Source organism: Croceitalea rosinachiae (assembly GCF_031846445.1).
GTDB lineage: Bacteria > Bacteroidota > Bacteroidia > Flavobacteriales > Flavobacteriaceae > Croceitalea > Croceitalea rosinachiae.
Map to the genome: position 1 here is coordinate 44,359 of NZ_JAVRHR010000006.1, position 24,549 is coordinate 68,907.

Annotated in this window: 24 protein-coding genes; 13 read left to right on the forward strand and 11 right to left on the reverse strand. The window is 36.3% G+C overall.

Annotation, left to right across the window (positions count from 1 at the left end; genetic code table 11):
- Nucleotides 1–217: 217 nt before the first annotated feature.
- The gene (locus RM706_RS15885; RefSeq protein ID WP_311353254.1) at nucleotides 218–598 is read left to right on the forward strand and encodes a LysM peptidoglycan-binding domain-containing protein; all 381 of its coding nucleotides are present in this window, start codon (nucleotides 218–220) and stop codon (nucleotides 596–598) included.
- Nucleotides 599–643: 45 nt separating this feature from the next.
- Here the strand turns inward: RM706_RS15885 and cmk are convergent, their stop codons facing one another.
- A complete protein-coding gene (gene cmk, locus RM706_RS15890; protein ID WP_311353255.1) occupies nucleotides 644–1,333 on the reverse strand; it encodes a (d)CMP kinase in 690 nt (229 codons plus the stop codon).
- A 34-nt stretch (nucleotides 1,334–1,367) separates the two neighbouring features.
- The gene (gene lon, locus RM706_RS15895) at nucleotides 1,368–3,818 is read right to left on the reverse strand and encodes an endopeptidase La (protein WP_311353276.1); all 2,451 of its coding nucleotides are present in this window, start codon (nucleotides 3,816–3,818) and stop codon (nucleotides 1,368–1,370) included.
- Nucleotides 3,819–4,039: 221 nt separating this feature from the next.
- Here lon and RM706_RS15900 point away from each other — a divergent pair, with 221 nt between their 5' ends.
- Genes RM706_RS15900 through RM706_RS15915 form a run of 4 tightly spaced genes read left to right on the forward strand, consistent with a single transcriptional unit; the run spans nucleotide 4,040 to nucleotide 6,985 of the window.
- On the forward strand, nucleotides 4,040–4,597 hold the full coding sequence (locus RM706_RS15900; protein ID WP_311353277.1) for an RNA polymerase sigma factor: 558 nt from the start codon (nucleotides 4,040–4,042) through the stop codon (nucleotides 4,595–4,597).
- 2 nt (nucleotides 4,598–4,599) lie between these two features.
- Entirely contained in the window at nucleotides 4,600–5,160 is a 561-nt protein-coding gene (locus RM706_RS15905; RefSeq protein ID WP_311353256.1) for a hypothetical protein, read from the forward strand.
- Entirely contained in the window at nucleotides 5,141–6,238 is a 1,098-nt protein-coding gene (locus RM706_RS15910) for a DUF4097 family beta strand repeat-containing protein (protein WP_311353278.1), read from the forward strand. The genes RM706_RS15905 and RM706_RS15910 overlap by 20 nt, the downstream gene beginning before the upstream one ends.
- A gap of 24 nt (nucleotides 6,239–6,262) precedes the next feature.
- Nucleotides 6,263–6,985 carry a head GIN domain-containing protein gene (locus tag RM706_RS15915; protein WP_311353257.1) on the forward strand — a complete coding sequence of 241 codons (723 nt, stop codon included), beginning with the start codon at nucleotides 6,263–6,265 and terminating at the stop codon, nucleotides 6,983–6,985.
- Between the two features lie 63 nt (nucleotides 6,986–7,048).
- Here the strand turns inward: RM706_RS15915 and RM706_RS15920 are convergent, their stop codons facing one another.
- The 4 genes from RM706_RS15920 to glgB all read right to left on the reverse strand — a co-directional run bounded on the left by RM706_RS15920 (nucleotide 7,049) and on the right by glgB (nucleotide 13,703).
- Nucleotides 7,049–8,371, reverse strand: a complete 1,323-nt coding sequence (locus RM706_RS15920) for an MFS transporter (protein ID WP_311353258.1) — start codon at nucleotides 8,369–8,371, stop codon at nucleotides 7,049–7,051.
- 71 nt (nucleotides 8,372–8,442) lie between these two features.
- The gene (locus tag RM706_RS15925) at nucleotides 8,443–9,252 is read right to left on the reverse strand and encodes a M48 family metallopeptidase (protein ID WP_311353259.1); all 810 of its coding nucleotides are present in this window, start codon (nucleotides 9,250–9,252) and stop codon (nucleotides 8,443–8,445) included.
- Between the two features lie 35 nt (nucleotides 9,253–9,287).
- A complete protein-coding gene (locus tag RM706_RS15930; protein ID WP_311353260.1) occupies nucleotides 9,288–11,687 on the reverse strand; it encodes a glycoside hydrolase family 31 protein in 2,400 nt (799 codons plus the stop codon).
- Between the two features lie 117 nt (nucleotides 11,688–11,804).
- On the reverse strand, nucleotides 11,805–13,703 hold the full coding sequence (gene glgB, locus RM706_RS15935; protein ID WP_311353261.1) for a 1,4-alpha-glucan branching protein GlgB: 1,899 nt from the start codon (nucleotides 13,701–13,703) through the stop codon (nucleotides 11,805–11,807).
- 155 nt (nucleotides 13,704–13,858) lie between these two features.
- On the opposite strand from glgB, the gene RM706_RS15940 reads away from it, so the two are divergent.
- From RM706_RS15940 to RM706_RS15965, 6 genes are all read left to right on the forward strand, one after another.
- Nucleotides 13,859–14,428, forward strand: a complete 570-nt coding sequence (locus tag RM706_RS15940) for a collagen-like protein (protein ID WP_311353262.1) — start codon at nucleotides 13,859–13,861, stop codon at nucleotides 14,426–14,428.
- A 108-nt stretch (nucleotides 14,429–14,536) separates the two neighbouring features.
- Complete coding sequence (gene msrB, locus RM706_RS15945; RefSeq protein ID WP_311353263.1) at nucleotides 14,537–15,040, forward strand: peptide-methionine (R)-S-oxide reductase MsrB; 504 nt, start codon at nucleotides 14,537–14,539, stop codon at nucleotides 15,038–15,040.
- 49 nt (nucleotides 15,041–15,089) lie between these two features.
- Complete coding sequence (msrB, locus tag RM706_RS15950) at nucleotides 15,090–15,506, forward strand: peptide-methionine (R)-S-oxide reductase MsrB (protein WP_311353264.1); 417 nt, start codon at nucleotides 15,090–15,092, stop codon at nucleotides 15,504–15,506.
- Nucleotides 15,475–16,041 (forward strand): DUF1572 family protein, encoded by a 567-nt coding sequence (locus RM706_RS15955; protein WP_311353265.1) that lies wholly within the window; start codon nucleotides 15,475–15,477, stop codon nucleotides 16,039–16,041. Before msrB (RM706_RS15950) ends, RM706_RS15955 begins: the two co-directional genes overlap by 32 nt.
- Before the next feature lie 105 nt (nucleotides 16,042–16,146).
- A complete protein-coding gene (gene lpdA / locus RM706_RS15960; RefSeq protein WP_311353266.1) occupies nucleotides 16,147–17,538 on the forward strand; it encodes a dihydrolipoyl dehydrogenase in 1,392 nt (463 codons plus the stop codon).
- 11 nt (nucleotides 17,539–17,549) lie between these two features.
- A complete protein-coding gene (locus tag RM706_RS15965) occupies nucleotides 17,550–17,831 on the forward strand; it encodes a DUF3817 domain-containing protein (protein ID WP_311353267.1) in 282 nt (93 codons plus the stop codon).
- On the opposite strand, the gene RM706_RS15970 is transcribed toward RM706_RS15965, so the two are convergent.
- The 4 genes from RM706_RS15970 to RM706_RS15985 all read right to left on the reverse strand — a co-directional run bounded on the left by RM706_RS15970 (nucleotide 17,821) and on the right by RM706_RS15985 (nucleotide 20,641).
- A complete protein-coding gene (locus tag RM706_RS15970) occupies nucleotides 17,821–19,005 on the reverse strand; it encodes a PQQ-dependent sugar dehydrogenase (RefSeq protein ID WP_311353268.1) in 1,185 nt (394 codons plus the stop codon). The two genes, RM706_RS15965 and RM706_RS15970, sit on opposite strands and share 11 nt — an antisense overlap.
- Before the next feature lie 55 nt (nucleotides 19,006–19,060).
- Nucleotides 19,061–19,471, reverse strand: a complete 411-nt coding sequence (aroQ, locus tag RM706_RS15975; protein ID WP_311353269.1) for a type II 3-dehydroquinate dehydratase — start codon at nucleotides 19,469–19,471, stop codon at nucleotides 19,061–19,063.
- A gap of 81 nt (nucleotides 19,472–19,552) precedes the next feature.
- Nucleotides 19,553–20,035 carry an outer membrane beta-barrel protein gene (locus tag RM706_RS15980; RefSeq protein WP_311353270.1) on the reverse strand — a complete coding sequence of 161 codons (483 nt, stop codon included), beginning with the start codon at nucleotides 20,033–20,035 and terminating at the stop codon, nucleotides 19,553–19,555.
- A gap of 93 nt (nucleotides 20,036–20,128) precedes the next feature.
- On the reverse strand, nucleotides 20,129–20,641 hold the full coding sequence (locus RM706_RS15985) for a hypothetical protein (RefSeq protein WP_311353271.1): 513 nt from the start codon (nucleotides 20,639–20,641) through the stop codon (nucleotides 20,129–20,131).
- Between the two features lie 136 nt (nucleotides 20,642–20,777).
- Here RM706_RS15985 and xerD point away from each other — a divergent pair, with 136 nt between their 5' ends.
- Complete coding sequence (xerD, locus tag RM706_RS15990; protein ID WP_311353272.1) at nucleotides 20,778–21,674, forward strand: site-specific tyrosine recombinase XerD; 897 nt, start codon at nucleotides 20,778–20,780, stop codon at nucleotides 21,672–21,674.
- Nucleotide 21,675: 1 nt separating this feature from the next.
- Here the strand turns inward: xerD and RM706_RS15995 are convergent, their stop codons facing one another.
- On the reverse strand, nucleotides 21,676–22,971 hold the full coding sequence (locus tag RM706_RS15995; protein ID WP_311353273.1) for an NAD(P)/FAD-dependent oxidoreductase: 1,296 nt from the start codon (nucleotides 22,969–22,971) through the stop codon (nucleotides 21,676–21,678).
- A gap of 103 nt (nucleotides 22,972–23,074) precedes the next feature.
- On the opposite strand from RM706_RS15995, the gene RM706_RS16000 reads away from it, so the two are divergent.
- Nucleotides 23,075–24,502, forward strand: a complete 1,428-nt coding sequence (locus tag RM706_RS16000) for an amidohydrolase (RefSeq protein ID WP_311353274.1) — start codon at nucleotides 23,075–23,077, stop codon at nucleotides 24,500–24,502.
- The last annotated feature ends 47 nt before the right edge of the window (nucleotides 24,503–24,549 follow it).

The following is a 24,549-nucleotide window of genomic DNA, read 5'->3' on the forward strand; positions in this document are numbered from 1 at the left end:
GCGATTACTGCAGAAGTTGTTATCTTTTATGTTTAAACCCTTTTTTATCTTGTATTCGCTAAAAAGGAGTGCAAAAATACGATTATTTCTCTGTAATACAAACCATTATTTTAATGTAAAGAAAGAACAACCTATTAATAATTGAAAAAAAGTCAAAAATGTGACTTTTATAATTATATTGGGTCATATTAACAACCATTAAATTAATAGGAACAACATGAGTGCAAAAGCAAAATATCAAGCAGTTCTAGATTTAGGTCAAGAACTTGGAATTAAAAATGGCGATGTGTCTGAAGATGCAGGCGTTTTAAAAATAAAAGGTGAAGCAAATACACCTTATGAAAAGAATGCAATTTGGGATAAAATTAAAGAGATAGGTGGAGAAGGTGCTTCGGATATCAAAGCGAACATCTCGGTATCTGATGATTCAGTATATCATAGACATACTGTAAGCAGTGGAGAATCTTTAAGCAAGATTGCTAAACACTATTATGGCGATGCCATGAAGTACACTAAAATTTTTGAGGCCAACACCAACATCTTAAGTAATCCTGATGTTATTCACCCTGACCAAGTGTTGGTAATTCCAAACATTTAAGAAACTTATGTAATAAAAAGCCGCTAATTTCTTAGCGGCCTTTTATTATGCCTCAATTAATCTGCGAGCATAATTAAGTATCCGTTCTAATTGTTCTTCTAAGCCCATATCACTATTGTCTATTTCAACCGCGCCCTGAGCTTTGCGCAAAGGAGATTCTTTTCGAGTGGAGTCAATATGGTCGCGCTCTTGAACATTATTAAGTACTTCTTCAAAAGTAACCTTATCACCTCTATCCAATAATTCTTTATAACGCCTATGAGCTCGAGCTCGTGGTGAAGCTGTCATAAAGATTTTCAATTCAGCATCTGGAAAAACAACCGTACCGATATCCCTTCCATCCATAACAATGGCTTTTTCTATACCCATTTGCTGTTGTATAGCAACTAATTTTTCTCGCACTTCTTTGATTGCTGCAATTTTGCTTACCTGACGCGATACTTGCATAGTACGAATCTCTTGTTCAACATTCTCATCGTTTAAAAACATATCTGATTTTCCAGTAAGCTGATTGGGTACAAATTTTAGGTGGATTCTTGAAAGTTCGTCTATGACGGCTTCAACATTCAAATTGTCTTCACCGACAAGATTATTTCTTATAGCATAAAGTGTCACAGCTCTATACATTGCACCGGTATCTACATAAACGTACCCCAATGCTTTAGATAACTGTTTAGCAATGGTGCTTTTACCGGTTGAAGAATAGCCGTCAATGGCAATGGTAATTTTACCCATGTTTAAAAATAACTAGAAATAGCAAGATAAAAGTCTATAACTTCTTAGCGTTTTTTACTTTTTGATTTGTTAAGGCCAAATCAATCACTTCACTCATATCATTTACATAATGAAAAGTCAATCCTTTTAAATAGTTTTCTTTTATTTCTTGGATATCTTTTTTATTGTCTTCACAAAGAATGATTTCCTTAATTCGCGCTCTTTTTGCAGCAAGTATCTTTTCTTTTATACCGCCAACAGGAAGCACTTTGCCCCTCAATGTAATTTCACCTGTCATCGCCAAACTTTTTTTGACTTTGCGTTGTGTAAATAACGAAACTAAAGAAGTTAACATGGTAATACCTGCACTCGGACCATCTTTGGGAGTGGCCCCTTCTGGAACATGGATATGTACATTGTATTTTTCAAATACCTCAGTATTAATTCCAAAAACTTCGGCATTTGATTTTATATATTCCATGGCAATGGTCGCTGATTCTTTCATCACCTTTCCTAAGTTCCCCGTAATATTCAGAGTTCCTTTACCTTTTGAAAGGATTGATTCAATGAATAGAATATCACCACCAACACTTGTCCATGCCAATCCAGTTACAACTCCAGCAACTTCGTTATTTTCATACTTGTCACGCTCCAAACGCGCAGGACCCAATACGGTCTCGACCGTTTCATTAGTCACTTTTACGTTATATTCTTCTTCGGTCGCAATATTTTTTGCCGCATAACGTACCATTTTAGCAAGTTGTTTTTCTAACGATCTAACTCCTGATTCTCTAGTATATCCCTCAACAATTTTTTCTAATTGCGGTTTTCCAATTTTTAAATGTTCTGTTGCCAAGCCATGTTCTTTTAGTTGTTTTGGCAATAAATGCTTTTTGGCAATTTCAACTTTTTCTTCAATGGTATAACCTGTAACATTTATGATTTCCATTCGATCGCGAAGTGCTGGTTGAATCGTTCCCAAATTGTTTGCCGTAGCTATAAACATTACCTTAGAAAGGTCGTAACCCATCTCTAAGAAATTATCATAAAACGCACTATTCTGTTCTGGATCCAATACTTCGAGCATCGCCGATGAAGGGTCTCCTTGATGACTGTTGGACAATTTATCTATTTCATCTAAAATAAATACTGGGTTAGAAGTACCTGCCTTTTTAAGACTCTGGATAATACGACCAGGCATAGCTCCAATATAGGTCTTGCGATGACCTCTTATCTCTGCTTCATCCCGTAATCCACCTAATGAAATTCTAACATATTCCCTACCCAAAGCTTCTGCAACAGATTTGCCTAATGAGGTCTTACCAACTCCTGGTGGTCCATATAAACAAAGTATAGGCGATTTCATATCATTACGGAGCTTCAGTACTGCCAAATACTCAATAATTCGCCTCTTTACATCTTCAAGGCCGTAATGGTCTCTATCCAATATCTTCTCGGCGCGTTTTAAATCGAACTTATCTTTTGAAAACTCATCCCAAGGCAGTTCTAAAAACAAATCCAAATAATTTCTTTGAATGGAATATTCGGCAACCTGCGGATTCATCCTTTGCATTTTCGCCAACTCCTTTTCAAAATGTTCCATTATTTTTTTATTCCACTTCTTTTTCTTGGCCTTTACCTTCATTTCATCAACTTCCTCCTCATAAGACAGCCCTCCTAACTCTTCCTGAATCGTCTTCATTTGCTGATGCAAAAAGTACTCACGCTGCTGCTGATCCATGTCACTTCGTACTTTAGATTGAATGTCATTCTTCAATTCAAGCTTCTGTAACTCTAAATTCATGTACTTTAGAGTGGCTAAAGCGCGCGCTTGTAAATCAGGAATTTCCAATAAATGCTGCTTTTCGGTAACACCAAGATTTAGGTTAGAAGAAACGAAATTGATTAAGAACGAATTACTCTGAATGTTTTTGATAGCAAAAGTAGCTTCACTGGGTATGTTAGGGTTGTCCTTAATTATTTTATAGGCCAACTCTTTTATAGAATCAATTATGGCCAAAAACTCCTTATCATCCTTATCAGGCCTTGTCTCATCAGCTTCTCTAATTGTTGCGGTCATATAAGGTTCTTCAGTCAATATCTGAGCAACTTCAAACCTTTTCTTACCCTGTATGATAACAGTAGTATTTCCGTCGGGCATTTGTAGAACCCTTAGAATTCTTGCAACTGTACCTAAGGTGTTAATGTCTTTAACATTCGGATTCTCAGTTTCTTCATCTTTTTGAGAAACCACCCCAATAGTTTTAGTGCCATTATTGGCATCCTTGATCAAATTAATAGACTTGTCCCTACCGGCCGTTATAGGTATCACAACCCCAGGAAACAAAACTGTATTTCGTAATGGCAACACTGGCAGGGTTTCTGGCAAGGTTTCATTGTTCATCTCTTCTTCATCCTCGGGGGTTAATAATGGTATTAACTCCGCCTCCTCATCAATTCCTTGTAAAGACATATTGTCAAAATTTGTAAACTTTACTTCTCCCATAAGATATATATCGGTCATTCTGTCACCAATAGACAGTATTCAGAAAATTAAATTTTATTATTTTTTATCTCTAAACCTCCTTAAAACAAAGGTTCTGGCAATTAAAAATCATTAACTCATACTCATATTGCAATTGGTATGCCATGGTTTTTATAAAATTTTTAAAAGAAACTGTAACAATTGGTTAATTGAATTATCTATTAGACAAACCATTCAACTTTTTGAGCCAACAGAATGAACATACTGACACGTTAGTAAAAGGGTGTCTCGAAGGAAAACAGAGTGCGCAGCTAGCCCTTTACAATAAGTATTATAAGGCAATGTATAATGCCGCTTTACGAATTGTAAAACACACTGCCGAAGCCGAAGATATTATGCAAGAATCGTTTTTAAACGCGTTTACGAAGCTGCATACTTTTAAAGGCGAAGTTACTTTCGGAGCATGGTTAAAAAGAATCGTGATTAACAACAGTATTTATCATTATAGAAAACAGCAAAAAAATAGTGCTGTTGATTTAGAAGAAGTGATGTACAAGGTCGAAGATAATGATGCAGTTGGGATTGATTCTAATGGTTTAACTGAACTGAAGGCTCAAAAAGTGATGGAAACCATGAAAAGTTTAAAAAACAATTACAGAGTTTCTTTGACCTTACATCTGATTGAAGGTTATGATTATGAAGAAATAAGTGAAATAATGGATATCAGCTATGCGAATTGTAGAACAACAATTTCAAGAGCTAAAGAAAGTCTGAGAAAAAAATTGACAGTAAATGCCTAATTATGGAAAAGGATGATATAAAACTACTTTTTGAAAACCTCAAGAATGATTTCGATACTGAAAGCCCAAGCACTGGTCATGAAGAACGTTTTTTAGAAAAACTAAATCGATCAAAAGGTGTTGTTCAAATAAGTAACAAGAAAACCACATGGTGGAAACCTCTGTCCATTGCTGCATCAATAGTTGTTATTTGTGTTTTAGGATTTCAATTAGTAAATAAAGAAGACAACATAAAAGAACAAATTGTTAAGATTTCTCCAGAAGTTTCGCAAACGGAATTCTATTTCGCCAGTCTTATTGAAGAGCAAGTGCAAGAGTTGAGAGCGTTGAAATCTCCTGAAACAGAACAGCTTGTTGATGACACTTTAAAACAAATAAACCGATTGGAAACTGACTACAACAACCTTGAACAAGAACTTGTAGCGGGCGGTGATAGCAAGCTTATTTTGAATGCTATGATCAACAATTTTCAAACACGAATTGATTTACTAAAAGAAGTACTAACCACCATTGAATCTATAAAAAACTTAAATTATCAAGATGATGCGAACTTTACTATTTAAATACTTAATTCTAACTCTTTTAATGGTAACATTTACCGCTTCGGCAACAACCGAAGGAGAGGGAATGAAGGGAAAATATACCAAAGAAAAAACGATTAAGAAGGAATTTAATGTCAATGCCGATGCGCTGTTGAAAGTTAAAAATAGTTATGGAAACCTCAATATTACCTCTTGGAATGAAAACAAAGTTGTAATTGAAGTACATATTAAAACCAATGGTAATAATGAAGAAAAGGTAACAAACCGATTAAAAGAGATTGATGTTGACTTCGAGAATGGAAGCAGCATGGTTTCTGCAATGACGCGATTTGGGGACAAAGGCAGAAATTGGGGATGGAACTGGGGCAAACGTAACAATGTGAGTGTCCAAGTGAATTATACTATTAAATTACCTGTAAAAAACAGTGTCAACCTTAACAATGATTACGGAAATATTGTTTTAGACCGCATAGATGGTCACGCAAAAATTAATTGTGATTATGGTAAAATGGAAATTGGTGAGCTTAGAGGTAGAAATAATGAATTACGGTTTGATTATACTTCACGCTCTACATTCGAATATATAAACAGTGCAGAAATCATTGCCGATTATTCTGGGTTTACCATTGAAAAAGCCGGTGATTTAAAAGTAAATGCGGATTATACTAATGCTATCATTAAAGAAATGGGAAACCTTACCTATACCTCTGATTATGGTTCTATGGAAGTTAGCAGTGCACAAAATATCTCAGGCAATGGGGACTATTTTGGTTTAAAGTTAGAAAGGGTATATGGTAATGTCAGTATCACCGCGGATTATGGTTCCATTAAAATTGATAAAATGACGGCCGAAGCTGGAAATATGGACATAAAATCTGATTATACAGGCATCAAAATTGGATATGATCCTGCTTATCATTTTGATTTTGAAATATCTGCTGAGTATGCGGGCGTTAGTGGAAAAGACGATTTTACTATTAACATCAGTAAAGAAAAATCTAGCGATAAATATTATAAAGGGTATCACGGAACAGAAAACTCAGGAAATACCGTAAATATTACAACGGATTACGGTGGAGTATCATTCTATAAAAATTAATAATCAAAAAACAATAATACAATCATGAAAAAAGTAATAACATTAAGTCTGGTCTTGTTCACAATCACGGCAAGCGCACAATGGGGAAAGCGCGTAAAAGGAAACGGTAAAACAGTAACCATTGAACGTTCTGTAGGAGATTATGACGCCATCGCAGTATCTGGGTGGTTTGACGTAAACATTGTAAGTGGCAATGAAGGGGAACTAACACTAAAGGGAGAAGAAAATCTTCTTGAATACATCAAAACTGAGGTAAAAGATGGAAAATTGGTCATTAAAACAGCCAAAGGCGTTAACCTAAAACCTTCTAACTGGAATTCTGGAATTTATGTTACCGTACCGATTGAATCTATCGATATGGTTTCTTTATCCGGGTCAGGCGATATTGTAGGAGAAACCATTATAAAGTCTGAGAGATTTAAAACCTCATTATCGGGTTCTGGTGATGTAACCTTAGATGTTGAGGCGAGTATATTAGATGCATCCATGTCAGGTTCAGGAGATATCAATTTATCGGGTTCTGCGCGCGACTTTGATGTTTCCATTTCAGGCTCTGGTGATATAAAAGCTTATGATTTGAAAGCAGAAAACGTTACCGCCCAGGTTTCTGGTTCCGCTGATATTAAAGTAACAGCGACAGAAATGATTAAGGCAAGAGTTTCAGGTTCTGGAGATATCAGTTTTAAGGGAAATCCGAAGAAAATTGATACCAAGACTTCTGGTTCTGGAGATATCTCAAGTTACTAAAAGACTTTACGGTCAATTACGACCAACATCAATCAATAAGCATGCAAAGCCTTGGCGATTTCGCTAAGGCTTTTTATTTACCTTTGTCAATAAATAGGCTCCTACTAGAAAAAATAACCCTAAGAAAATGGTGCTGCTACGCATACTTCCCGTTAACTGAGCAATCAACCCGTACATTAAAGTACCAATGACAATTCCAATTTTTTCAGAAACATCATAAAAACTGAAAAAAGAAGTGGTATCTGTAGTTTCAGGCAAGAATTTAGAGTATGTAGATCTAGACAAAGCTTGTATTCCTCCCATAACAATACCCACCAATCCCGCTGCTATATAAAAATCCATGGGTGTCTCTAAAAAGTAGGCATAAATACAAAGTAGCAACCATAAAATATTTACAACTATTAAAGTTTTAATATTGCCAAAGACTTTGGATGCTTTTGCCGTAAAAGTAGCCCCTAAAATAGCTACTATCTGAATTACAAGAATACTTACAATCAATCCGGTTGTCCGCTCACTATCCGTTCCCCAATTGATTTCTTCCTCTCCAAAATAGGTCGCAATCAACATTATGGTCTGCACGGCCATACTATAAATAAAAAATGCTTTCAAATATCTTTTTAGTTGTCGCTGACTTCCTAGTTGTTTCCAAACACTTTGAAGCTCTCTAAATCCATTTAAAACTATATTCTTGCGCTGCCCTTCGCGTTTATATCCCTTAGGTAAATTGGCAAACGTATATTGGCTAAAAAGTGCCCACCAAATACCTACGGTAACAAAGGAGTATTTCATTGCTTTTACTTCAGCAATCTCCCCCCCGTCATTGGTTATTCCAAAAACATCAGGTTTCATTACCATTGCTAGATTAAATACCAATAGAATCACACTACCAATATAACCTAGGGAAAAACCTTTTGCACTAATAGTATCTTGCTGTTCAGGATATGCAATATCGGGCAAGTACGAATTATTAATTGCGAAACTTACCCAAAATCCAACCAAGCCAAAGAAATAGCATAATAATCCAAAATAAATATTCTCCAATGAAAACCAGTATAGCCCTACGCATGACAGTGCACCTAAATAGCAAAAGAACTTTAAAAAGATTTTTTTGTTACCCAAATAGTCTGCAATACCTGAAATTAAAGGGGTGACAATAGCTATAAACACAAAAGCTGCAGAGGTAACATAACTTATCAAAGGTGCACGGGCAATCTCACCGCCAAAAACGGTGACCTTTTCAATTTCTGCTACTCGAAATAATGCCCCATAAAAAATTGGAAAAATTGCTGAAGAGATTACTAAGCTATAGACCGAATTTGCCCAGTCATAGAATGCCCAGGCGTTTAATAGTTTTTTAGTTCCTTTTAATTCCAAGACTTTTGTCATATGCTAAAAATAGAAAAGCTGCTCGAAAAGAGCAGCTTTTATTACTTTTTTGTCTAAACTTTATTGGATAATTACTTAAAAGACGTAACTCCGAACTTAGCGGCTTCTTTTTTGGCCAATGGCGCCCAAGCCGTCAAGTTATTGATTCGTGTATCATTTGAAGGATGTGTACTCATAAATTCTGGTGGTGCTTGTCCTCCACTTTTTGCTTTCATGCGCTTCCATAGTTCCGCAGCTTCATAAGGATCATAACCTGCAATTGCCATGATATGTAGCCCAATATTATCAGCTTCGGTTTCATGACCTCTACTGAAAGGTAGCATTACGCCCAACTGTGAACCAACACCATATGCTTGGTTAAACATATTTCTTTTTTCAGGGTCCTGAATTGCTACATTACCAGCTACTGCCCCAATCTGTTGTAACGTACCTGCACTCATTCGTTGAGCACCATGGTCAGCTAGTGCGTGAGCAACCTCATGCCCCATAACTACGGCAACCCCTGTTTCCGTCTGGGTGATAGGTAAAATTCCTGTGTAGAAAACTATTTTACCACCTGGCATACACCATGCATTTACCGTTTCATCATCCACCAAATTATATTCCCATTTATAGTCTTTTAAATACCCAGGATGCCCGTTGGCATTTAACCAGGTTTCTGCTGCTTTAGCAATACGTTGCCCTACACTTGTAATCATTTGAGCATCTTTGGTACCCGTAATGACCTTATTTTCAGTTAAAAATTGGTCATACTGGGCAAAAGCCATGGGAAATATTTGCTGATTCCCATAAAAATTAAGCATTTTCTTGCCCGTAAACGGATTAGTTTTACAAGCCGCGACAGCAAGAAAAACCGCAATTGTTAAAATTAATTTTTTCATAATATGTAGTGTTTATAATTTCAAATTACGAAAAATTATTTTCCAAAAATATGTAGCTCTGTGAAATCTTTACTGACCTCAATGCTATTGTTGCCATCAAAATTTATGGATTTTAAATCTACCATTTCATTATCCACCTCTATGCTATCAATTTTAAATGGAAGTCCGTGAAAATGAAGTTTAAAAGTTTCATAAGTAGTCACATAACTACCATCTTTAAATTGTTGCATAATCAGCTCATTTGTTTTACCCCGTTGACGGAACTTTCTTAAACTAAAACGACCTTTTTTATAATCATAGCCTTCTTGCTGATCCTCATAAACCGTTGATGTTTCTACGCCTTCCTTATAGTAAATATCCAGTCGCAGTTCTGTTATTTCCTTCTCCCCAACATACTGTTGTACTGGATATTTGGGAATAACCGCGCCCTCTTTTATGAATAAAGGTATTTTATCGATATCTGCCGACACCCATTTTTCTACACCACCTTCCACAACTTCCTCAGTCCAATAATTATACCATTTACCTTTTGGCAAATACATTCTTCGCCCTTTGGCATTTGCTTCTTGGACAGGACAGACAAGTATTTGTTCACCAAACAAAAATTCATCTGTTCTAAAATGGGTTTGAGTATCTTCTTGGTCGTAATATACCAAAGACTGCAGCATCGGAATACCTTCTTTTACATATTTGTAAAACATAGTATACAAATAAGGTAATAATTGATATCGGAGTTCTATAAATTTTCTAGTAATATCTGTAACCTCATCACCAAAAGACCAAGGCTCTTGATCGCCATGATCACCACTAGAATGAACTCTACAAAAAGGATGAAAAACACCCATTTGAATCCATCGGGCAAAAAGCTCACCATTAGGCTGTTCCGCGAAGCCACCAATATCTGAGCCTACAAACGAATATCCGCTCATGCACATGCGTTGCATTTGCACATTGGCTATCCATAAATGTTCCCAAGTAGCTACATTATCACCAGTCCAAGTAGCACAATAACGCTGCGTTCCAGAATATCCAGCCCTGGTTAGCACAAAAGGCCTTTTTGGGAAAGTAAACTTTTTTATCCCGTCAAAGGTGGCACGAACCATCTGCATTCCATACACATTATGTGCTTTTCTATGACTGCAGGGATGACCATCATAATCATGTCGAACATCTAGATTAGCCGTTTTTGTAGGAACTTCCATAACAGCAGGCTCGTTCATATCATTCCACACACCATGAACGCCCATTTCAGCAATCATTTCTTTATAAAGACCTGCCCACCATTCTCGTACTTCAGGATTTGTGAAATCAGGAAACTTGCATTCACCGGGCCAAACTTTACCTTTAAAATGAGGGCCATCTGCTCTACGGCAAAAATAACCGTTATCCATTGCTTGCTTATACACCCAATAATCTCGATCAATTTTGATACCGGGATCAATCATGGTCACCGTTTTGAACCCATCTTCATATAATTCATCTATCATCTTCTTGGGGTTTGGAAAACGACGGTTGTTCCATGTAAAACATCGAAAACCTTCCATATAGTCTATATCCAAATAAATGGCATCACAAGGTATCTTCAAATCTCTAAAAGTAGATGCAATCTTCTTAACCTTTTTTTCAGGGTAGTAACTCCATTTAGATTGATGAAAACCCAATGCCCACAATGGCGGAAGCTCTGGAACCCCGGTTAAATCGGTATAGGCCTCAACAACCTGAGATATTTTCGGGCCGTAAAAGAAATAGTAATTCATCTCTCCTCCATCTGCCCAAAAACTGGTTACATTTCTGCGCTCATGAGCAAAATCAAAATAGGTGCTAAATGAATTATCAAAGAAAATTCCATAAGCAGCTTCATTGTGAAGCCCTACATAAAATGGAATTGATTTATACAATGGTTCTTGATCTTTGCCATATGCATATGAATCGGTCGCCCAGTTATTAACCCGTTTACCCTTTAAGTTAGTATGGGATGCTTTGTCACCCATGCCATAGAAGCTCTCAGCAGATTGGGTAACCTTGGTCATTTTGACAATATTTCCTCCATAATCATAGTTTTCTTCCCAATGAAAACCTGCTTCATCTTGGTTTATGACCATATCATCTAAATCCGTAATTTGAATTTTAAGATTGGTCTTATTGATATAAACTTTGATTTTTGAAGTGGTAACCACATACTCAGGTATCTCATCAGTTACCTCAAGTTCATTATAGCCTTTGCTTGCATCATCACTTATGGCATATGAAAAATCGGGTTCAAAAGCGTGCTCCGTTGCATATCTAAAGCGTATAGCACTATCTCTTAAAACGGTTAGTTCAAGAATTACACCGTTCTGCGTAGTAAAATACAGCTTGTCGTTGTCTTGTTTAAAGTCTACAATGTGATTCGGGAGCAAATTGCCCCTACGTTCAATTTCAGTATTGGTAATCATACATAAATGATTTATCGTACTAGCAAAAAAAGCACATTAGATTGAGATTATGAAAAGTTCTTTTGAACAAAGAAGCCACTACAACGTTATAGTGGTATCCTTTCCATACAAAGAGGCCTATTTTTTGTAAATAAGTACACTTAATGGCGGAATTGTAACCTCTATTGAATGTTCACGATTATTCCATGGTTTTTTAGAAGGTTTTGCTGTTTTCTTGCCCATACCACTACCATTATATTTGGTATCATCACTATTGAAAATCAATTTTAGAGCCTTTGAATCTGGTACACCAACACAATATTTTTCCCTCGGTACCGGGGTGAAATTACTAATTACAACAAGGTCATTCTTGGAATCATGACCCTTTCTGATATAGGTCATTACTGAATTTTCATGATCATTGTATTCAATCCATTCAAAACCCTCTGGGCTAAACTGCTTTTCGTGTAAAGCTGGTTGTTGTTTATATACTTTATTTAAATCTTGAATTATTTTCTGTATACCTGAATGAAAATCATATTGGGTCAAGTGCCAATCAAGGCTCTCTTGAAAATTCCATTCTGAAGTTTGTCCAAACTCCCCGCCCATGAAAATCAAATTTGCCCCTGGGTGAGTAAACATATAGCCAAATAGTAATCTCAAATTTGCAAAGCGCTGCCACTCGTCACCAGGCATTCGGTATACCAATGATTGCTTTCCATAAACAACTTCATCGTGTGAAAATGGAAGCATAAAGTTTTCAGTGAATGCATAGGTCATACTAAAGGTAAGGTCATTCTGATGGTGCTTTCTATAAACTGGTTCTTTCTTAAAATATTCCAATGTATCATGCATCCAGCCCATCATCCACTTCATACCAAAACCAAGACCGCCAAAATGCACTGGTTTGGAAACTCCAGTAAAAGCCGTAGATTCTTCGGCAATAGTTTGTACACCTTTAAAACTTCCATAAACGGCCTCGTTCATTTCCCGAATAAAAGACATGGCTTCTAAATTCTCATTATTGCCATACATATTGGCTTCCCACTCACCATCCTCCCTGGAATAATCAAGATATAGCATTGAAGCTACGGCGTCAACGCGCAAGCCATCAACATGATATTGATCCAACCAAAATATGGCATTACTGATTAAAAATGCACGCACTTCGTTTCTACCATAGTTAAAAATCAAACTTTTCCAATCTGGATGATACCCCCTTCTTCTGTCCGGGTGCTCATATAAATTTGAACCATCAAAAAATCCAAGTCCATGAGCATCTTCAGGAAAGTGTGAAGGAACCCAATCAAGTATAACCCCAATATCCGCTTGATGCATTTTATCAACTAAAAGTTTAAAATCTTCTGGCTTTCCAAAGCGAGATGTTGGAGCAAAGTATCCCGTCAATTGATATCCCCATGATGGGTCGTACGGATATTCCATTATTGGCATAAGTTCAATATGTGTGAAACCCATTTCTTTAACATACTTTACTAAATCTTCAGCGAGTTCGGCATAAGAAAGAAATTCATTGTTATTTTTTCGCTTCCATGAACCCAGATGGACTTCATAAACAGAATAGGGTTTATCTAAATTGTTGTGGTTTTCACGGGTGTCCATCCAATTTTGATCTTTCCAAGAATATTTAGCGTCCCAAACAATAGAGGCCGTTTTAGGGGGATGTTCACAAAAACGACCAAAAGGATCTGCTTTTTCAGTTACAATACCGTTGTTGTTTGATACAATGCTATATTTATAAACCTCGCCATGTTGGACATTGGGAATGAAGCCTTCCCAGATTCCGCTAGAATCCCATCTTACGTTAAGTTGATGCTCTTGATTATTCCAATGATTAAAATTACCAATCACCGAAACTGACTTAGCTGAAGGCGACCAAACTGCAAAATACGTCCCTTTTTGTCCATTTACCTCAATCAGGTGAGACCCCAACTTATTGTAAAGACGAAAATGCTTGCCCGATTTAAAAAGGTCAATATCAAAATCGGTAAATAAACTATGAGGTATAAGGGTAGCCATAATCTTTTTTAGTATTTAGATGCAATATTAATCATCTTTGCTCAAGATACTAAAATTGTCTTGCTTACTTTCTTTTTGAAATAGAATTAAAAAATGGAACGCTTTTTGATTTCATAGTTCTATAAAAATTTAGAAACCATTTCAAATCAAAAATTATGAGTAGAATTAAAACTATTTTCGGAATATTACTTGTTGCTCTAACCCTTTCTTGTGAAGGACCTGAAGGTCCCCCAGGACTAAATGGATTTGATGGTTTAGATGGACTTGATGGGCAAGACGGCGTCAATATTTTAGGTCAAGTGCTTGAAATTGAAGGTACATTTGAAGCTGCAAATGATTATTCCATATTCTTTGAGTTTCCACAGAGCGTCGAAGTATTTGAATCTGATTTAGTCCTAGTTTATCTGCTTTTTGAGCAAACAGATGATCCAGATGGAGGAGATCCCATCGATGTTTGGAGGTTATTACCGCAAACTCGTATTCTTGACCAAGGATTATTACAATATAATTATGATCATACATTTCTTGATGTTAATATCTTTTTAGAATCTGATTTTGATTTAGCTACTTTGCCAGCAGGTGATACAGATAACCAAATATTTAGAATAGCTGTAGTTCCGGCAGAATTTGGAGTTGATAATACAATTGATACTTCAAACCTTAACTCAATCATGGATGCCTTAAAAATGGATATTAATGGAATTGACAAGGTAAGTTTTGATTAAAAAATACTAAACTTTGTTAAAAGCTCATTTCAATAAGAAATGGGCTTTCTTATTTCCAGTAATTTTGAAAGGATTATAAATTATTTACGTCCAAATAAAAAAATTAAGATGGGAAAAAATATTGCTTTAATGATTGTACTTGTCATGAGTTCATGCATGGGTATTTCACAAACCGAAAAGGAAAAAGTTAATAAAGATGCTGCAGAGAAAGTAACCTATAAAGTTACCAAAACTGATATTGAATGGCGCTCAGAGCTTTCTGATATGGAGTATTATGTACTACGAAAAGCAGCAACTGAAAATGCCTTTTCAAGTGAGTTATTAACCAATAAAGAAAAAGGAACTTATACTTGCGCTGGGTGTGGGACACCTCTTTTTAGAAGTGAGAACAAATTCAAATCAGGTACAGGTTGGCCATCTTTTGACCAAGAGATTGATGGAAACGTTGCTTATGACACCGACTATAAAATTGGCTATGCACGTACTGAAGAGCATTGTGCCAGTTGCGGTGGTCATTTAGGTCATGTTTTTAATGATGGCCCTCGAGAAACCACTGGAAAAAGACATTGCATTAATGGGGTAGCACTTAATTTTATACCAGACGAACAATAAAAATGCTAAGTTTGAAAGATTACCTTTTAACCTTCCAACCTTGAAATTCATGAGTAATTACAGATTAGAAAAAACCGAAGAAGAGTGGAAACAAGAACTTTCCCCCGAAGAATATCGCGTTTTACGTCAAAAAGGCACAGAAAGACCCCATACAGGCGAATATAATTTACATTTTAAAAATGGTGATTACCATTGTCGTGCATGTAATGCCAAACTTTTTGAAAGTGAACACAAATTTGAAAGTGGTTGTGGTTGGCCTTCTTTTGATGAGGCGGTAGAGGGTGCTATTGAATACATTAGGGACACGACACACGGAATGATACGAACAGAAACTGTCTGCGCTAATTGTGGCAGTCACTTAGGCCATGTTTTTAATGACGGCCCTAAAGAAACTACTGGACAACGTTATTGTATTAATTCTGTAAGTATAGATTTTGATTCTAAAGAAGAAAATAATATTGATTGATAATTATCTTCAAAACGCTCAATTTGAATTCCAACGCTATAAAACCTTAGGCGACAAAACCCTTCAACAACTTTCTGAAAATCAACTACATTGGCAATATCAAGAAACTGATAATACCATAGCCATAATCGTAAATCATATGGTTGGCAATATGCTCAGTAGGTGGACAAACTTTTTAGAAGAAGATGGCGAAAAACAATGGCGTAATCGAGACTCAGAGTTTATAAACCATTCAAAATCAAAAGAGGAAATAATTACTTATTGGGAAAGAGGTTGGACATGTTTATTTGAGGCTTTACATTCAATTAACACGTCGAATTTTGATTCAACCATTTATATACGAGGTGAAGTGCATACTATTGTTGAGGCCATAAACAGACAATTAGCACATTACGCCAATCATGTAGGTCAAATAGTTTTACTTGGTAAAATGATTAAAGGAAAAGATTGGATTTCATTATCAATTCCTAAAGGAAAATCAAAAGACTTCAATAAAACTATGTTGAATATAGAATCAACTAAAGATTCTGAATAAAAAGTCATTTTGCTAAAGATTGTGATATTGATATCTGCCCTTGGGTTTTGGATTTTGAATTTCGTATTTTTGCACCTCCATTTTAACAACTAAAATTTAAAGTGAATGAGCAATTTTGATGTTATTGTTTTAGGAAGCGGGCCTGGTGGATATGTGACCGCCATTAGAGCCTCTCAATTAGGTTTAAAGACAGCTATCGTTGAAAAAGAGAATCTTGGTGGTGTATGTCTAAATTGGGGTTGTATTCCAACCAAAGCTTTATTGAAATCTGCTCAAGTATTTGAATACTTAAAACATGCTGAAGATTATGGACTAAGTGCAAAAAAAGTAGAGCATGATTTTGATGCCGTTGTTAAAAGAAGTCGCAGTGTTGCAGATGGCATGAGCAAGGGTGTTCAATTTTTGATGAAGAAAAATAAAATTGAGGTCTTAAATGGCTACGGAAAAGTAATGCCCGGCAAAAAAGTAATCGTTAAAGGAGAACATGGAGAGCCAACTGAATTTAGCGCAAAGCACATAATTATCGCTACAGGTGCAAGAAGCCGTGAGTTACCAAGTCTACCTCAGGACGGAAAAAAAGTTATTGGTTATCGTGAAGCGATGACATTAGAGAAGCAGCCAAAAAAGATGATTGTAGTAGGTAGTGGCGCAATCGGAATTGAATTTGCATATTTCTATAACAGCATGGGTACAGAAGTTACCGTTATCGAATACCTACCAAATATTGTTCCTTTGGAAGATGAAGACGTCTCAAAACAATTAGAACGTACTTTTAAAAAGAATGGAATTAAAATTAAAACTTCTGCAGAGGTAACAAAGGTTGACACCTCTGGCGAAGGGGTAAAAGCCACAGTTAAAACCACTAAAGGTGAAGAAGTTTTAGAAGCCGATATTGTTCTTTCCGCCGTAGGAATTAAAACAAACATTGAAAATATTGGTCTTGAAGAAGTTGGTATCGCTACCGATAGAGATAAAATTCTAGTGAATGATTATTACCAAACCAACATTCCTGGTTATTATGCCATTGGAGATGTAACCCCTGGGCAAGCTCTAGCACACGTGGCCTCTGCAGAAGGTATTCTTTGTGTTGAAAAAATTGCGGGCATGCATGTTGAGCCATTGGATTATGGCAACATACCAGGTTGTACCTATTGTTCACCAGAAATTGCTTCTGTAGGGCTTACTGAAAAGCAAGCAAAAGAAAAAGGATTGGATATTAAAGTAGGTAAATTTCCATTCTCGGCTAGTGGCAAAGCAAAAGCATCTGGTGCATCCGACGGGTTTGTAAAAGTCATTTTTGATGCCAAATATGGCGAATGGTTGGGCTGCCATATGATCGGTGCCGGCGTAACCGACATGATTGCAGAGGCAGTTGTTGCTAGGAAACTGGAAACCACAAGTCACGAAGTGCTTAAAGCAGTACACCCTCACCCAACCATGAGTGAAGCGGTTATGGAAGCGGTTGCAGCTGCTTACGATGAAGTCATACACTTATAAAATAAATTAAGTTGTTGAAAATTTTTAGAGCTACAGCCATTCTTGAAGGAATATCCTATCTATTACTTTTTGGACTCACCATGCCCCTTAAATATTGGGCAGAGATTGGTGGGCCAAACAAAGTTGTTGGGTATGCCCACGGAGCTCTTTTTATTGCATATGTGGTGATTGGTTTTGTTTTTTGGTATCAAAAAAAATGGAGCATCAAAAGATTATTAGTTTTGATGCTCGCTTCTTTATTACCATTTGCGACTTTTTATGTAGACATGAAGTATCTAAGAACTACTGATTGACCATTGTAGTTTCGATAAATTTGTAAATAGTTCCATCAAAGGCACAAACATAAAGTTCGTTAGAACTATCTGTACCAAATGATGCGATGCTTAATCTTGATTCTAACAATAATTCATTTTCACTTCCATCAGCTGCTAAAGACCAAATACGTCCACTTACAAAATCGCCATAAATATATTTTCCTTCCAATGAACCAACTTCACTGCCTCTATACACATAACCACCGGTAATAGAACGGTCTCCATTATTTTGGTTATACTCAAAAATTGGAGCTATCAAACCGGCAGCATCACAATCACCGAAAAAACAAGAAGTCCCCTCAAACAATTTCCAGCCATAATTACCTCCTTTAATCACAATATCAATTTCTTCCAATTCATTTTGACCTACATCAGCTGTCCAAAGTATGCCAGTTTGTGTATCAAAACTCATTCGCCAGGGATTTCGAAATCCATAGGCGTAAATTTCATCTCTGATATCACTATCATTTACAAAGGGATTATCACTAGGAATACTATAGTTTGATCCGGTATCCGTATTATCCACATCAATTCGTAGAATATTTCCTAAAAGATTAGTCCTATTCTGAGCATTGTTCTGAGGGTCGCCACCTCCTCCTCCATCTCCAGAAGCAATATACAGATAACCATCTGGTCCGAAAGCAATTTGTCCACCATTATGATTGGTTTCAGGTTGTGGTATTTCTAAAAGCACTAATTCACTGCTGGCATCCGCTACGTTAGCATCAGCTGAAACTGAAAATCTAGAAATCACAGATAGGCCTTCTGAAGGAGTATAACACACATAGAAATATCCGTTAGATTGATAATTCGGGTGAAATGCCATTCCTAAAAGACCTTGCTCACCTGAAGTCGAAATATTAGAAAGATTTAGATAATTAATGGAAGATGTAACGTTTACATCATTTTCAAAAACAACAATGCGCCCACCTTTTTCAACGACAAATATTCTATTGGTACCATCATCAGGAGATTGTAAATCTAGGGGCTGACTAAATGAGAGGCCGGTAAAAGCATTGACTGAAGAAACCGAAAGCGTATTATTCGGCTCATCATCATTGTTTTCCTCAATACGTTCAAAGTCAGTATCTTTTGTATCGCAGGATATTGCACATAGCAAACACAACGCACAAAGAAATTTAAAAGTTTTCATAGAAGCGGGGGTTTACTATATGTACGAAAGAAAAAACCCGAACGGATTTTAACCACTAAAAACTGGCAATAGCCAAATCGTAGCTTTGAAGACCAAAACCTAGAATTACTCCTTGAGCTCCAGAAGAAATATAGGAATGGTGACGAAATTCTTCTCTTTTAAAAGTATTTGAAATATGAACTTCAACTACTGGGGTATTTATAGCTTTGACAGCATCACCTATACCTACTGATGTATGGGTATACGAAGCTGCATTCAAAACAATACCATCATATGAAAAACCAACTTCTTGAAGTTTATCAATGATTTCTCCTTCAATATTAGATTGAAAATACTCTAATTCTAAGTTTTTAAACTTACTACGAAGTTCTAGAAAGTAATCTTCAAAGGTGGTGTCACCATAGACTTCTGGTTCTCGTTTACCTAACAGATTCAAATTAGGTCCATTAATAATGATTATTCTCATTTGATAAAAGTAATGATAATTTTAGGGCACAAAAAAACGGAAACTTGAGTTTCCGTTTTAATTTTTTTTAATTAAGCTGTTTTAATCAAATCTATAACCTACACCGGCGGTTAAAGTATTTATATTTCCTCCCTCTAAATCTCTTAAGATTTCAAAAGCGTATCTGGCCTCAACAAACCAGTTATCATCTATATTAAAACCTCCACCAAAGCCTAAATCAAGACCAAAAGCACCTTCATCAACATCCTCTAAAAGATAATTAATTTGAGGACCGGCCTGTACATTAAATTTATCTGTAATAGGATACTTTGCCATTACAGGAATATATAAAGCAGTTAAATCATCTACAATACTAACCAAAACAGATGGTTCAATTTGAATTTCACCATTGGCATCAAAAGTATAACTTCCACCTAAATAAAACCCTAACTCACTGGTGGAACCAAATCCATCTACATCAAAAGTTACATTATTAATGCCTGCCTTTGCAGAAAAACCTTCCTGGGCATAGATAGTAAAAGTAAAACTAAGTACAAATACTGTTGCAATAATTAATTTTTTCATAATGTTTGTTTTTTAGTTGTTGAACAACAAATATACAAATGTCCATTATGTAAAAAAATAAGAAAAACCCTAAAAAACTCTTAAGCACTCCCTTTAGAATAGAAATAAAACTCCTAATAAAACTGAAGAAAAAGCTCCTTCATTTTCAACTGTAGTATATGAAATATTCAATTCTGTTGTGCCATTTACATCAACTCCAATTATAGGACGATAATAAAACCCTCCATCATTTCCTTCATTAACTCCAATTGCGTAGCCTATATCACCTCCAAGTTTAAATCCAAATGAAGGATAAATTCGTAACGCTCCAGCTACAGGAATGAACTGTGCGTTATCAAATTGGGTTTCTATTACTGCTCCGCCAGTATCCAAAGTATCTTCCTCTCCGAAAGCGTTTGTAAAACCAGTTGCAAAACCTAAATCAATTTCTCTTGATAGTCCCCACACATGCAAAACATCTACGCCAAGTGTAAAACTATAAAAGTCTGCGGCGTCTCCAACAATTGTACCTGCATTAAGGCCTATTCTAAGATTGGTTCTATCTACTTGCGAATGAATTGATAAAGAAATACTTAGAACAAAAACTAAAGTTAAAATGGATTTCATAATAAAATTGTTTGGTTTTACAAACATAAACTCTTGATAACCATACGCTAATAATAAGTTGTGATTCATAAAGAATATGTTGTCAAAGTGATCTTACACAATATTTTCTCTATAGCGGTTGTGCTATATTTACATTATGAAATGGAATGATATCCTTAACGATTATGAACATTACCTAAAAATTGAAAGAGGATTATCTGAAAATTCTATTAAAAACTATTCCTTAGACATTCAAAAACTGATTAACTTTCTAACGCTCTCTAATAGCACAGAGAATCCTAAAAAAATAGAAAAAGAAACACTACAACAGTTTGTTTATGAATTACCTAAAACTGTAAACCCGCGTTCACAGGCAAGAATCATATCTGGACTAAAAGGCTTTTTTAACTATCTCGTTTTTGAAGATTATAGAGATGATAATCCTATGGACTTAATTGAATCGCCGAAAATAGGGCGAAAACTACCCGATACCCTCTCTACAGTTGAAATCAATGAATTGATTGCCGCAATAGACCTTTCAAAACCTGAAGGGGAACGTAATCGTGCCATATTAGAAACTTTATATGGCTGTGGGCTGCGCGTTTCAGAACTTATAAATCTTAAACTCTCTGATTTATATTTTGATGAAGATTTTATCAGGGTTACTGGTAAGGGTAATAAACAGCGGTTCGTTCCCATAAGCAAAGTGAATAAAAAGTATATTGATTTATATAGAAAAGAAGTCAGAATACATCGAAAAATCGAGGTTGGTCATGAAGACTTTCTTTTTCTGAATAGAAGAGGAAAACAACTGACACGTGCGATGATTTTCACCATCATAAAACATTTAGCTGAGGCTATTGGGCTACAAAAGAATATAAGTCCTCATACTTTTAGACATTCTTTTGCTACGCATTTACTTGAAAACGGAGCTGATTTGCGTGCTATTCAGCAAATGCTAGGCCATGAAAGTATTACCACAACTGAAGTCTATATGCATGTGAATCGGACACATTTGGCAAAGGTTCTAAATGAGTTTCATCCCAGAAACTAATTTAGTTTTCCGAATTTAATCTAAATTCCTTCTTAAAAGGTCTAATTATTAAACGTGCTTCTCTGTCGAATTTTATATAGTTGTATACCCAATTGATGAAGACCACTACTCTATTTCTAAATCCAATTAAAAAATATAGGTGTACAAACATCCAAATAAACCATGCGAAAACCCCTTGAGATTTAAACTTGGGTAAATCAGCTACGGCTTTATTTCTACCAACGGTCGCCATACTACCCTTATCATGGTATTTAAATGGCAACATCGGTTTTTTCTCAGATAGACGGATTAGATTTTCTCCTAGTTTATCCCCTTGTTGTAATGCAGGTTGCGCCATCATGGGGTGTCCATGAGGATATTGTTCTGATTCCATTTGAGCCACATCACCAATAGCGAAAATATGCTCAAACCCATCAATTTGATTATATTCATTTACTCGTAAACGATTACCTGGACATAGATAATCTTTAGCATCCAAACCTTTAATATTTACAGCCTGCACCCCAGCAGCCCACACTAATGTTGCCGTTTCAAATACGGTATCGTTATTGGTAGTGGCTATTTTACCATCATAATCGGTTACCCTAAGATCTTTCCATACGTTTACACCTAGGCCCTCTAGAAATTGTTCTGCCTTTTTAGATGCTATTTCACTCATAGCTGGCAAAATTCGATTACTGCCCTGTACTAAATTAATTTGGGCGCGTCTTGTATCCAAATCAGGATAATCTTTCGGCAATATTCCTTTTTTAATCTCAGCAAGTGCACCTGCCAATTCAACGCCAGTGGGGCCACCACCTACAATCACAAAATTCATAAGTGCTTCTCGTTCATGAAGGTCATCGGTCAATAAGGCCTGCTCAAAATTTTCCAATATCAAACTTCGTAAATTCAATGATTGAGGAATAGATTTCATTGACATGCTGTTCTTTGCAATCGTTTGATTGCCAAAATAGTTGGTCGTAGAACCTGTGGCCACAACCAAATAATCAAATTTCAGTTCTCCAATATTGGTTTCTACGATGTTCTTTTCTGTATCAATTTTTTGAACTTTGGCTAGTCTAAAGTATGTATTAGTATAACCTTGCAATACTTTTCTTATTGGGTATGCGATAGAATCAGGCTCTAATCCACCTGTTGAAACTTGATATAACAAGGGTTGAAAAGTATGATAGTTGTGCTTATCCAATAGCACTATTTGGTATTCTTTTTGGCTTAATTTTTTTGCTAAGGAAATTCCTCCAAAACCGCCACCAATGATGACTATTCTAGGGAAACTTGACTGTGGAATGTTCATACTAATATATAAGCTGCAAATTTACAAATAAGTGTCATGTTACTATTCACTTTCTTTCATTGATTTTAGTATATTTATTGCTTATCAACCATTTACAAATATTATGCAAAAACTCTTTTTTATTCTAGTTTGTTACCTGCTGACACTTTCATCAATAACTGCTCAAAAGAGTAAGGAAGCAGTATTAAAGAAGCTCGATTCACAAAGTGAAAAATTTGGAGACATCGCCATGCAAATATGGAACTTTGCAGAAATGGGCTACCAAGAAGAAAAAAGTACCGCTTTACTTCAAAAAACTTTATCTGATGAGGGGTTTTCTATTGAGTCAGGAATTGCAAACATTCCTACGGCCTTTGTAGCAGAATATGGCTCTGGAAGTCCTGTAATTGCCATTTTAGGAGAATATGATGCTCTGCCTGGACTTTCACAGCAGGCCATTCCAGAAAAGAAATCGGCAAATGGTGTTGCTGGTCATGCATGTGGACATCATTTATTCGGCACGGCTTCATCTGCTGCAGCTATTTCAGTTAAAAATTGGTTGAAGGAAAATAAAATTCCTGGTACGATACGTTTCTACGGTTGCCCTGCGGAAGAAGGAGGCGGTGCAAAAGTATACATGTCTCGTGAGGGTGTTTTTGATGATGTTGATATTGCTTTACACTGGCATCCAAGTTCTCAAAATGCAGCAAGCGCCGCAGCCGCTTTGGCCAATATTTCCGCAAAGTTTCGATTTTATGGTGTTTCTGCTCACGCAGCAGGCGCGCCTGAAATGGGGCGCTCTTCTTTAGATGGTGTCGAAGCAATGAATGCCATGGTCAATATGATGCGTGAACATATTCCGCAAGAAGCGCGTATTCATTATGTAATTACCGATGGTGGTAAAGCCCCGAATGTGGTTCCAGATTTTGCTGAAGTGTATTATTATGCTCGTCACAATCGTAGAGATGTCGTACGAAGTATTTTTGAACGTATTGTAAAAGCTGGTGAAGGAGCAGCTTTAGGCACAGGCACTAAAATGGAGTATGAATTGGTCAATGGGGTACATGAGTTGTTGCCCAACTTAACACTTCAAAAACTAGTTCACGATAACTTATCAAATATTGGAGGCGTTGCCTACTCTATGGAAGAAAAAGAATTTGCTGACAAAATAGCTATCAGTCTCGGTCAAGAAAGTGCTAATGCAGAAAGAGCAATGGCAATTCAACCTTACAAAGAGGTGGCCCGGGCATACGGATCTACGGACGTCGGAGATGTAAGTTTCGTAGTACCTACAGTTGGTTTCGGAACTGCGACTTGGGTGCCAGGTACTTCTGCCCATAGTTGGCAAGCAGTAGCCTCGGGAGGAACTTCAATTGGAAAAAAAGGGATGATGGTTGCGGCGAAAACCTTAACCGCAACGGCAATGGATCTTTTTAGCAACAAAGAACTGATTAATAAAGCAAAAACAGAATTTGAAGAACGCAGAGGTTCTGATTTTGTATATAAACCGCTTTTAGGAGATAGACCACCTGCATTGGACTACAGGAAGTAGGCTTTTAGCTTTTAGCTTTTAGCTTTTAGCTTTTAGCTTTTAGCTTT